The 9,444-nt window shown below is 69.7% G+C and carries 10 protein-coding genes and 1 riboswitch; of the genes, 3 read left to right on the top strand and 7 right to left on the bottom strand.

The genetic code is table 11. The features are described 5' to 3' along the window. Window positions 1–442 precede the first annotated feature (442 nt). The 4 genes from Pta02_RS38715 to Pta02_RS38700 form a co-directional block, all read right to left on the bottom strand. A complete protein-coding gene (locus Pta02_RS38715; protein ID WP_127936975.1) occupies window positions 443–643 on the bottom strand; it encodes a cold-shock protein in 201 nt (66 codons plus the stop codon). Window positions 644–970: 327 nt separating this feature from the next. Next, window positions 971–1,246, bottom strand: a complete 276-nt coding sequence (locus Pta02_RS38710; protein WP_203880015.1) for a MoaD/ThiS family protein — start codon at window positions 1,244–1,246, stop codon at window positions 971–973. 23 nt (window positions 1,247–1,269) lie between these two features. Then, window positions 1,270–2,532 (bottom strand): threonine synthase, encoded by a 1,263-nt coding sequence (gene thrC / locus Pta02_RS38705; protein WP_203880014.1) that lies wholly within the window; start codon window positions 2,530–2,532, stop codon window positions 1,270–1,272. Between the two features lie 14 nt (window positions 2,533–2,546). Next, window positions 2,547–2,687: riboswitch (SAM riboswitch) on the bottom strand. 433 nt (window positions 2,688–3,120) lie between these two features. After that, the gene (locus tag Pta02_RS38700; protein WP_203880013.1) at window positions 3,121–3,678 is read right to left on the bottom strand and encodes an RNA polymerase sigma factor; all 558 of its coding nucleotides are present in this window, start codon (window positions 3,676–3,678) and stop codon (window positions 3,121–3,123) included. Between the two features lie 101 nt (window positions 3,679–3,779). On the opposite strand from Pta02_RS38700, the gene Pta02_RS38695 reads away from it, so the two are divergent. Then, on the top strand, window positions 3,780–5,204 hold the full coding sequence (locus Pta02_RS38695; protein ID WP_203880012.1) for an alpha,alpha-trehalose-phosphate synthase (UDP-forming): 1,425 nt from the start codon (window positions 3,780–3,782) through the stop codon (window positions 5,202–5,204). A gap of 89 nt (window positions 5,205–5,293) precedes the next feature. After that, window positions 5,294–6,454 carry an MFS transporter gene (locus Pta02_RS38690; RefSeq protein ID WP_203880011.1) on the top strand — a complete coding sequence of 387 codons (1,161 nt, stop codon included), beginning with the start codon at window positions 5,294–5,296 and terminating at the stop codon, window positions 6,452–6,454. Window positions 6,455–6,487: 33 nt separating this feature from the next. Here Pta02_RS38690 and Pta02_RS38685 read toward each other — a convergent pair whose 3' ends face one another. The 3 genes from Pta02_RS38685 to Pta02_RS38675 form a co-directional block, all read right to left on the bottom strand. Next, window positions 6,488–7,078 carry a hypothetical protein gene (locus tag Pta02_RS38685; protein ID WP_203880010.1) on the bottom strand — a complete coding sequence of 197 codons (591 nt, stop codon included), beginning with the start codon at window positions 7,076–7,078 and terminating at the stop codon, window positions 6,488–6,490. A gap of 104 nt (window positions 7,079–7,182) precedes the next feature. Next, on the bottom strand, window positions 7,183–7,947 hold the full coding sequence (otsB, locus tag Pta02_RS38680; RefSeq protein ID WP_203880009.1) for a trehalose-phosphatase: 765 nt from the start codon (window positions 7,945–7,947) through the stop codon (window positions 7,183–7,185). 67 nt (window positions 7,948–8,014) lie between these two features. Next, window positions 8,015–8,317: a DUF3263 domain-containing protein gene (locus Pta02_RS38675; RefSeq protein ID WP_203880008.1), complete on the bottom strand. Its 303-nt coding sequence runs from the start codon at window positions 8,315–8,317 to the stop codon at window positions 8,015–8,017. A 118-nt stretch (window positions 8,318–8,435) separates the two neighbouring features. Between Pta02_RS38675 and Pta02_RS38670 the strand changes: the two genes are divergently transcribed. Beyond that, the gene (locus tag Pta02_RS38670) at window positions 8,436–9,242 is read left to right on the top strand and encodes an SAM hydrolase/SAM-dependent halogenase family protein (protein WP_203880007.1); all 807 of its coding nucleotides are present in this window, start codon (window positions 8,436–8,438) and stop codon (window positions 9,240–9,242) included. Window positions 9,243–9,444 lie beyond the last annotated feature (202 nt).

Here is a 9,444-nt window from a genome sequence, read left to right as displayed (position 1 = left end):
AAACGAGATCATCTTGGCTGCCATACGGCTAGACCTCCCAAACACAGGGTGGCGTGCACCGGACCGAGTCGACGCCCGCGACGGCATACGGGCCCACGACTCCGTTCGGTGGGCCCCATCGCCTCGATCCAGATTTGGCACTCTCGGACAGAGAGTGCCAACGAACTGTTTAGCACTCTACCCTGCCGAGTGCAAGCAACGACCATCCTGACCTGCGCTCAGCCAAGAGCGAAGCAGGGCAAAGGGGGATCGACGGGAGATCACCGGACAGCAGCCCCCGGAAAACGGTGAGGATCAGGGAGCGGCGGCCTCCGGAAAGGCGAGGGCCCGGCCCGCCGGACGACGCGGCGGGCCGGGCCTTTGCGCACGGTGGTCCGCACGGACTGCGCTGCCGCGCGGACCACCCGCCGGGAGATTCCGGCGACGCGACGGAACGGCCGGCTCAGACGGCCCGGACGGATTCCGCCTGCGGACCCTTCTGGCCCTGAGTGATCTCGAACTCGACCCGCTGGCCCTGCTCAAGTGCACGATAGCCATCCATCAGGATCGCGGAGTAATGGACAAACACATCCTTACCACCGTCTACCGCGATGAAGCCGTAGCCCTTGTCCGCGTTGAACCATTTGACGGTGCCCTGCGCCACTTCCGACTCCTCTTACCGGCCTTTGAGAACCGCGCCCATTCCACTCGCGCGACCCTCGATCTCCGTGGCGGGGAACCGCTACGTCGATCGTCCTCGACCATACCTGTGGGACACCGTGGGACAACAGAGTCAATCTAGGAAATGACGCTTTAAGAACGTTTTTAGTACAGGAACAGAGTTTTGCTATCACAATTAGTTAGTTCAAGTTTGCATTATTTCCCGATGCCCCAGTTGTCGGTTCCCGCCGCAAAGCACGACACCCGCACAGGCAGGGCCGGTACGGGTGTCGGGGAAGGCGTCTCCAGGGACGCCGGATGACTGGTGGGCTCAGCCTCCGGCCACCGCCGGGATGATGGAGATCTGGACGCCGTCCGGGGTGGGGGTGTCCAGGTTGTCGGCGAAACGGACGTCCTCTTCTCCGACATAGACGTTGACGAAACGCCGGATCTTGCCCGTCTCGTCGAGAATGCGCGCCCCGATGCCGGGGAAGTCGGCGTCGAGCTTCTGCAGCACGTCCCGGAGGGTCGCACCCGAGCCGCTCACTTCGGCGGAGCCGTTTGTATAGGTGCGCAGAATCGTGGGGATCCGTACAGAAACGCTCATAGCCAAAGACCTTTCAGGAGTTCTTACGCGAAAGCCGCGCGGAATGCGTCGAGGGAGGGACGGATGACAGCGGTGGGACGTGCCCGCTCCGCCACCGCGTCGAGGGTCTTCAGACCGTCGCCGGTGTTGAGGACCACCGTCTCGGCGTCGGGGTCGAGCCTGCCCTCGGCGACCAGCTTGCGGAGCACGCCGACGGTGACGCCGCCCGCGGTCTCAGCGAAGATGCCCTCGGTCCGGGCCAGCAGGTGGATGGCGTCGACGATCTCGGGGTCCGTGACGTCCTCCACCGCGCCGCCGGTGCGCCGGGCGATGTCCAGGACGTAGGGCCCGTCGGCCGGGTTGCCGATCGCCAGGGACTTGGCGATGGTGTCGGGCTTGACGGGACGGACCACGTCGTGGCCGGCCTTGTAGGCGGCCGAGACGGGCGAGCACCCCTCGGCCTGGGCGGCGAAGATCTTGTACGGCCGGTCCTCGACGAGACCGAGGGCGACCAGCTCCTTGAACCCCTTGTCGATCTTCGTGAGCTGGGAGCCGGAGGCCACCGGGACGATGATCTGGTCGGGCAGCCGCCAGCCGAGCTGCTCGGCGATCTCGTAGGCCAGGGTCTTGGAGCCCTCGGCGTAGTACGGGCGGAGGTTGACGTTGACGAAGCCCCACTTGTCGCCCAGCTCGTCGCCGATGAGCTCGGAGCAGAAGCGGTTCACGTCGTCGTAGGTGCCCTCGATGCCGACGAAGCGCCCGCCGTACACCGAGGCCATGATGATCTTGGCCTCCTCCAGGTCGGCGGGGGCGAACACGCAGGCGTCCAGCCCGGCGCGGGCGGCGGCCGCGGTGACCGCGCCTGCGAGGTTGCCGGTGGAGGAGCAGGACAGGGTGTGGAAGCCGAAGTTGCGGGCCGCCTCGACGGCGATGGCCACCACGCGGTCCTTGAAGGAGTGCGTGGGGTTGCCGGAGTCGTCCTTCACGTGCAGGGAGCGGATGCCCAGCTCGCGGGCGAGGTTGTCGGCCTTGACCAGCTTGGTCCAGCCGGGGGCCATGTTGCGCTTGGCGGCCACGTCCACCGGGACCGGCAGCAGGGAACGGTAACGCCAGATGTTCGCCGGTCCGGCGGCGATCTCCTCGCGGGTCACCCGGGGGAACTCGTAGGCGATCTCAAGGGGGCCGAAACACTCGGGACAGGCGAAGCTGGGGCCGAGTTCGGAGCGGGCGCCGCACTCCCGACAGGAGAGGGCTACGGCGGGGCCGAAGTCGAGCGACGTCGTGGTTTCAGCGGTTGCAAGCGCCATGAAGCGAGGCCTTTCCCTCATCTTCGTCTGCGACCACCTTGATCGCAGACCGGAATTGGCACCTGTCCCGGGCGACCTCGTCAGATCACGAGTCTTGAACCGGGAGGGTTGCCGGGGCTTCGCAGGGCCGGTCCCTCCACCCCTCTGGATGAGCAATATGCAGTTGTGGACCTGGCAGGCAGGTCTCATGCACTCTACCTCGCCCTACAGCCTCCTTGACCACATGTCTCACTTTGCGAGACACACCGTGTTATTTCCTGGACAGTAAGACCGTGGCCGGCCCGGCCGCCGCCTCCGGGAAGGTGAAAGCCCTCGTCCACAACGTGTGGATAAACTCGGAAGGAGGCGGTGAGGCCGGGTGCGCGGGTCACGACGGCCGCCATCACCACCGGGGGCGGCCGCCGTCATCACCGGGTGCGCGGTCCGCGTCCGTTTCCAGGATTCGCGGGACGGTGGGTGATGGAAGAGCACCGGTTACGAAGACGGCGCCGGCCGGGGCACCGCGACGGCCGTACGCGTCCTCCGGCCGCGCACGCCCCGATGAGGACGCGCCGCTCGACGATGCCTTACGGCTCGATGACGACGCGCTCAGAACCCGTACGCGTCGCCCAGGGCCCCCTGGACGTATTTGCGGGCCTGGTGGATGCGGGACTTGGCGGTGCCGAGCGGGATGTTGAGCTGCTCGGCCACCTCGTTGTAGTCGAGCTGGCAGATGTCGCGCAGCACCAGCGCCTGGGCCAGCTCCGGCTTGTCGGCCTCCAGGGCCTCCATCGCGTCGAGCAGGTCCAGCCGGGAACCCGCGATCACGCTCACCCGGGCGACGTCCGGCTTCTGCAGCGGCAGCTCGTCGGAGCTCTGCTCGGCGGCCCGGCGCTTCAGCGAGCGGTAGGTGGTCCTGGCGCAGTTGGCGGTCACGATGTGCAGCCACGTGCTGAACCTGGCCCGACCCTCGAAGCGGCCGATGTTGCGGGCCACCGCGAGCAGCGTGTCCTGGCACGCCTCCTCGGCGTCCTGGCGGTAGGGCAGGATCCGGCCGCAGTGCCGCAGCACGTCGGGCTCGATGCGCTTCAGCAGCTCGCCCAGCGCACGGTGGTCGCCGCGGGCGGCCAGGCGGGCCAGTTCCTCGGTCGTCTCGTCCAGCGCCATCGCGAGCCCCCATCAGCGGTCACAGTCGCTGCACATCCTATGGTCGAAGGTCATGGTTGGTTAACCTTCGTGGCAAGCACGTTCGCAGGCGAGGGAACCCCATGAACTCGATTCTGGTGGCCTCCAACCGTGGCCCCTTCTCTTTCACCACCTCCGAAAGCGGCTCCCTGTGCATGCGCAGGGGCGGTGGCGGGCTGGTGTCGGGCCTGTCCGAGGTGGCCAAGGACCTCAACGTCCTGTGGGTCTGCGCCGCGCTGTCCGACGGCGACCGCGCCGCCGTGCGGCAGGCTCCCGGCGGCCGGCTCGACCACGCCGGCTACGACACCGGGGCCCTGCGGATGCTCGACATCCCCCCGGCCACCTTCCACCGGGCCTACAACGCGGTGGCCAACTCCACCCTGTGGTTCGTCAACCACCTGCTCTACGACACCCCCAACACGCCGAACTTCGACGCCCGCTTCCGCAGGGAGTGGGAGTCCTACCAGTCCTACAACGCGGCGTTCGCGCTGGCCCTGGCCGAGGAGGCGGCGCACGGGGCCCGGGTGATGGTGCAGGACTACCATCTGACCCTCACCCCGGCCATGCTCCGCGTCGAGCGCCCCGACCTGCGCATCTCGCACTTCTCCCACACCCCCTGGGCCCCTCCGGAGTACTTCTCCCTGCTGCCCGACGCCGTGGCGGTGGAGGTCCTCGAAGGGGTCCTGGGCGCCGACCACGCGGGCTTCCTGACCGCGCGCTGGGCCGGCGGGTTCATGGACTGCTGCGAGCGGCTGCTGGGCGCCGAGGTCGACCGCGTGAGCCGTACGGTCACCCACGCCGGACGCACCACCCGGATCGGCGTGCACGGCCTGGGCGTGGACGGCGAGGCGCTGTGGGCGCGGGCCAGCGAGCCCGACGTCGAGTCCAACATGGCGGCCCTGCGCGACCAGGTCGGCGACCGCAAGCTGATCGTCAGGATCGACCGGACCGAGCTGTCCAAGAACATCGTCCGCGGCCTGGGCGCCTACCGGGAGTTCCTCGACACCCATCCCGAGTGGCACGGCCGCGTCGTGCACCTGGCCTTCGCCTATCCGTCCCGGCACGACCTGCCCGAGTACCGGGAGTACACCGCGGCGGTGCAACGCTGCGCCAAGGAGATCGAGGACAAGTACGCCACCGAGGACTGGGACCCGCTGATCCTCAACGTGAACGACGACTATCCGCGATCCCTGGCGGCCTACCGGCTGGCCGACGTGCTGCTGGTCAACCCGACCCGGGACGGCATGAACCTGGTGGCCAAGGAGGGCCCCATCCTGTCGCCGAACAGCGTGCTGGTGCTGTCGCGCGAGGCGGGCGCCGCCGTCGAGCTGGGCGAGCACGCCCTGGTGGTCAACCCCTACGACGTCTCGGCCACCGCCACCGCGCTGTACCAGGGCCTGGTCATGCCCGAGGAGGAGCGGGTACGGCGCGGCGCCCGGCTGGCCGCCGCGGCCACCGCCCTCCCCCCGCACCGCTGGTTCTCCGAGCAGCTCGCCGCCCTCAAGTGACCCGGCGGGTACCGCCCGGCCGGGCGTTCATCCAGGTGAGATAGTTTTTCGTGGACATTTCAACTTTCGTCCACTCGGGGGAGAATCAGGTGGCCACGACTGCGCCTGTCCGGTTGATCCGCGATCGCGCCACCTGGCTCATCTACCTTCAGCTCGGCGCCTTCGCCACCTACCTGTACGGCCTCAGCGCGGTCCTGCCGCTGCTCCGCCTCGACCTCGGGATCACCCAGGCGGTCGCCGGCCTGCACGGCACCGCGATGGCCGTCGGCGCCGTCCTCACCGGACTCGCGCTCCCCCGGCTGACCCGCAGGATCGGCCGGCGGGCCGTCACCTGGACCGGCCTGGCCGGGATGAACGCGGGTGTGCTGCTGGTGATCTTCGGCCACGCCCTGCCGGTCACCCTGCTCGGGTACGGCGTCGCCAGCGGGATGGCCTCGATCACCCTGTACTCCAGCATGGCCGCGCTCGACGACCACCACGGCCCGGCCGGTCCCGCGGCGATCAGCGAGGCCAACGCCCTGGGGGTGACCGTCGGCGTGGCGGTGCCGTTCGTGATCAGCTTCGCCGCGCAGAGCGCGCTCGGCTGGCGGGCGGCGCTGCTGATGAGCCCGATCGCGACGGTGCTGCTCGCGCTGGCCATGGGCCGCGTCTGGATTCCCGAGCGGGACGGCGCCGGGACCTCCCCGGCCGCGGCGGAGGGCACGGGCCGCTACGGCCGGCGCTTCCACCTGGCCGCCACCGTGCTGTTCTGCTGCGTCGCGATGGAGTTCTGCTTCAACCTGTGGGCGGCGAAGCTGGTCTCCGACCGGACGGGGCTGTCGGCGGCGGTGGCGGCGACCGCGCTGACCGCGTTCACGGCCGGCATGGCGGCCGGGCGGTGGGGCGGGGCGCGCCTGGCCCTGCGGGTACCTCCCGCGCCCCTGTTCGTGGGCGCCCTCGTGGTCACCGGCGCGGGATGGGCGATCTTCTGGGTGAGCGGCAGCCCCGTGCTGTCCTACACGGGCCTGGTCCTGGCCGGTACGGGAGTCTCCCTGCACTTCCCCCTGGCGCTCTCGCGCGTGCTCGCCGCCTCCGGCGGCCGCCCCGACCGGGCCTCGGCCACGGCCTCGATCGTCTCCGGCGTCGCGATCGGCGTGGGGCCGTTCCTGCTGGGCGCCCTGGCCGACGGCTTCGGCACCTGGCAGGCGTTCCTCATGGTCCCCGCCCTGATCGGCCTGGCCGTGGGCGGGATCCTGGCGGGCGGCCGGTAGCGATCGCCGTCCGGCCGTCCCGTCGCTAGCCGGTCAGCGCCAGGTGGCGTTCTTCAGGATGCTCGACAGGCCCGGGGTGTTCCACACGTCCACCACGAGGATCTTCGAGGTGGGCAGGAACCACTCACGCTGGTTGAAGGTCGCCGTCTGCTCGCCGTTACCGTGCTTGACGCACCGGCCGAACCAGGAGACGTACTTCGCCTTGTGACCCCGGCCGACCTGGCGCACGCCGAGCGCGGTCGGCTTGCCGATGACCTGGCCGGTCTTGGCGCTGAAGGGACAGGCCTGCACGTCACTGGCGGGGTAGAACGGCTGGTCGCCCTTGTAGGCGCCGAAGCCCTCGTGACCGTACTTGATGGCCTTCGGGCCGAGGATCCAGAAGCCGTCGCACTTCGGGGCGAAGTAGGCGGGCGTGTCACAGCGGCCGCTCGTCACCAGCATCCAGTCGCCGTCGCGGTGCACCTCCCAGCCGGACGGAACCTTCAGGTTCATGCCGCGGAAGGAGACGGTCTTCACCCCGGAGGCGGTGGAGACCTGGGACGCCGAGGAGGCGGAAGCCGTCACGGGAGCGGTCAGGACGGCGGCGCCGGCCAGGGCGGCGAGGACGAAGGAGCGCTTTCTCATACCGCGAACGCTATCGGCCCCCACTTGCCACTCACTTAACAACTGTTTGATGGCCGTGCTGCGCACGGCGGCTCGGGGGCTCCTCGATCCGGCTCCCCCTCGCTCTAGCGGGATTCGAGGGTGGTGGCTATGGAGTCGAGGAGGTCGATCACTCCGGCGGGGCCGTCGACGACGATGTCGGCCTCGACGGTGAGCTCGGGTGAGCCGCTGAACACCGTCACGCCGGGCAGGCCGCAGGAGCGGACGACCTCGAAGGCGGCCACGTCTCCCAGGTCGTCGCCGGCGAACAGCACCGCGCGGGCCGAGCGTTCCCGCAGGAAGGCGGTCAGGGTGGTGCCCTTGTCCGTGCCGGGGGGCCGCAGTTCCAGCACGAACTTGCCCGGCTCGACCGCCAGCCCGGTCTCGGCGGCGAGCATGGTGACCGGCGCGCGCAGCGCGTCGAGGGCGGCCTGGGGCTGCGGGGCCCGCCGGGTGTGCACGGCCACCGCCCGGCCCTTGTCCTCGATCCTGACCCCCTCGAAGGGGGCGATGAGCCCGGGCAGCTCGGCCCTGACCCGTCCCAGGCCGGGGTGGACCGGCGGGGTGGCGAGCACGCCCGCCTCCCAGCGTTCGAGGCCGTAGTGGCCGAGGACGACCAGCCCCGGGACCTTGTCCAGGGAGCCGTACTCGACGGCCGTCGCCGCGGGACGGCCGGTGATGACCACCAGGGAGCCGACCAGGTCACCGAGCCTGGCCAGCACCCCAGGACCGGCCGGGTGGATCCTGGCCGCCTCGGGGTCGGACACGATCGGGGCGAGCGTGCCGTCGAAGTCGAGGCCGATCACCGCTCCCGCGGGATCGGTCAGGATCGCTTCCAGTCCTTCGGTCATTCGATGTGGTCCCGTTCCTGTGAGTCCCTGTTCCCGGCCCGTGAGACGCCCCGGGCCTACCCCGTGATCAGGGCCGTAAGCCCAGCCGGCGGGCGGCCCGGTCGCGCTTGCGGGACTCGCGGAGCCGGCGCAGGCGCTTGACCAGCATCGGATCCTGGGCGAGGGCCTCGGGTCTGTCGATGAGTTCGCTGAGCAACTGGTAGTAACGAGTGGCGGAGATGTCGAAGACCTCGCGGATGGCCTGCTCCTTGGCGCCCGCGTAGCGCCACCACTGGCGCTCGAAGGCGAGCAGCTCCTTCTCCCTTTCCGTCAGAGCCCGCAAGGCCGGTTTCTGTGCAGCACTGTCACCGGGAATCGGCGCAGTGTCCATTGGCGGTCCTCCTCGGTCCGGCATACGGTGATCGCACCGTGCGCACGCGGCCCGAAGCCAGGATAGTCGGGAATTTCCGGCTGTTCATGACGGATGTGGGGACGTACAGTCACCAGATGTGACCTCTGTCATCACCCTCCTCACCGACTACGGCCTGGAAGACGGCTACGTCGCCGCGTGCCACGGCGTGATCGCCAGGATCGCGCCGCAGTCCCGGATCATCGACGTCTGCCATCTGGTCCCCTCCGGCGACGTACGGCGTGGCGCGGCGATCCTGGCGCAGACGGTCCCCTACCTCCCGGCCGGCGTCCACGTCGCGGTGATCGACCCGGGCGTCGGCGGCTCGCGCCGGGCCGTGGCGGTGGAGGCGGGCGACCACGTGTTCGTCGGCCCGGACAACGGCGTGCTGTCGTGGGCGGTCCAGGCCGTCGGCGGCGCCGTGGCGGCCTACGAGCTCGGCAACGAGGACTTCTTCCTCAAGCCGGTCTCCCCGACCTTCCTCGGACGCGACGTCTTCGCGCCCGTGGCCGCCCACCTGGTGACCGGCCGTGAGCTCGCGGAGCTGGGGCCCCAGGTCTCGCCGGAGCGCCTGGTCGCCTTCCCCGCGCCGACCTCCATGATCAGCGAAGGCGTGGTGGAGGGCGAGGTCCTGTCGGTGGACCACTACGGCAACGTCCAGCTGTCGATCAGCGCGGGCGACCTGGTCACCCTGGGCGCCCGCCCGGGGACCACGCTGGCCGTACGGCTCGGCAGGCGGCAGATCTCCGTCCCCTTCCGCGAGACGTTCGCCGCGGTGGCCCCGGGCGAGGTGGTCGCCTTCACCGACTCGGCCGGCCTGCTCGCCCTGGCCGTCAATTCCGGCGACGCGTGCCAGCGCCTCGGCCTGCCGCCGGGGGCCCGCGTGCGGATCCATCCCGCCCCCTGAAACGGGCGGAGGACGGGACGGGCGGGCGAAAAAGGAATCCGCCGGGAGAACGCGCGGAGCGATGTCCGCGCGGGCCGGAAAAGGACCGTTCCATTTACCCGCCGGAGTGTTTTCCGGCATCCCTTCACAGCATTTAAGGGATTGTTGCCACTAAAGCGACTAACCGCCCGTATCGGTCTGTTTACTGAAAGCACCGGATTGC

It is taken from the genome of Paraplanobispora takensis (assembly GCF_016863195.1).
GTDB classification, from domain to species: domain Bacteria; phylum Actinomycetota; class Actinomycetes; order Streptosporangiales; family Streptosporangiaceae; genus Planobispora; species Planobispora takensis.
This window is presented reverse-complemented; position numbering and strand designations above follow the sequence as displayed.